At 52.6% G+C, this 1,174-nt stretch carries 1 protein-coding gene and 1 pseudogene; both read left to right on the top strand.

Annotation, left to right across the window (positions count from 1 at the left end):
• Positions 1 to 309 (top strand): annotated as a pseudogene (locus tag IDH44_RS26285) (IS21 family transposase); the annotation flags it as partial.
• A gap of 2 nt (positions 310 to 311) precedes the next feature.
• Positions 312 to 1,055, top strand: a complete 744-nt coding sequence (gene istB, locus IDH44_RS26280; protein ID WP_190921784.1) for an IS21-like element helper ATPase IstB — start codon at positions 312 to 314, stop codon at positions 1,053 to 1,055.
• The last annotated feature ends 119 nt before the right edge of the window (positions 1,056 to 1,174 follow it).

Genomic DNA, 1,174 nt, shown 5'->3' with positions numbered 1-1,174 from the left:
CCCAGCACAGCTGTTGCCATTCGCGCCATTTTGACCGGGCACCGGGTCGAACAGCAAGGCTACAAAGCTTGTATGGGCGTGCTGAAGCTCGCAGATCGGTATTCGCTCGTTCGCGTTGAAGCGGCCTGTACCAAAGCGCTTGGCTACACCCCGAATCCCGGTTTTAAACACATCAGCACCATTCTGAAATCCGGCCAAGACCGGGCAGTGGATGAACAAACCGCAACAATTGAGGCAGAAACAACTACGCGTCCCGCAAACCCGCACGGTTTCACGCGCGGCGCGAGCTATTATGGGAGGAAACAATAATCATGGTTAACGAAACGACAGCCAACAAACTCATCAGCATGAAGCTTAGCGTTATGGCCGAACAATTCCGGGAACAACTGCAACAGCCGTCTTTTAACACGCTCACTTTTGAAGAACGGCTCGGCCTTCTTGTCGACGCGGAGTGGATCAGGCGAAAAAATAATCAGCTGGATAAGCTCATCAAAAAGGCGACGCTTCGCTATCCCAATGCTTGCGTTGAAGATATCGAATACCACGCCGATCGGCGTCTGGATCAAGCTCAAATTCTTCGGCTGTCTACCGGCACCTTTGTTCACGAGAAACACAACGTCGTCTTGATGGGCGCTTCCGGTGCCGGGAAAACCTACATCGGCTGCGCACTGGGCATGTCTGCATGCCGACAGTTTCTGGCCACCAAATACGTTCGGCTGCCGGAACTATTGACCGATTTGGCTGTCGCTCGCGGCGAGGGCACGTACAAGAAAGTGATTACCCAATACAAAAAGATCAGCTTGCTCATCCTTGATGAGTGGTTGCTCGTTTCTCTCACGGCTACCGAATCCCGCGACCTGCTTGAGATCATCGAGGCGCGCCATCAGAACGCCTCCACGATTTTCATTTCGCAATTTGCGCCTGAAGGCTGGCACGAGAAGATCAGCGAGCAGACGATGGCTGACGCCATTCTCGATCGCATCGTTCATAATTCGTATCACATATTGATCGACGGCGAGGATTCCATGCGCAAGCGAAAAGGCATTTCGTCGTAAATTGCACGACAGAGCCACCTCACACGAGGTGGCTCTGTCCATTAACACGGTGGCTCTATTTCATTAACATCGTGGCTCTCACTCATTAACTCAGCGGCTCCGCCGCACTGAAATATTCA

Origin of the sequence: Paenibacillus sabuli, assembly GCF_014705605.1 — a bacterium.
In the GTDB taxonomy this organism is placed as follows: Bacteria; Bacillota; Bacilli; order Paenibacillales; family Paenibacillaceae; genus Paenibacillus_D; species Paenibacillus_D sabuli.
The sequence above is the reverse complement of the archived record's forward strand: the minus strand, read 5'-3'. Positions and strand labels throughout refer to the sequence as shown.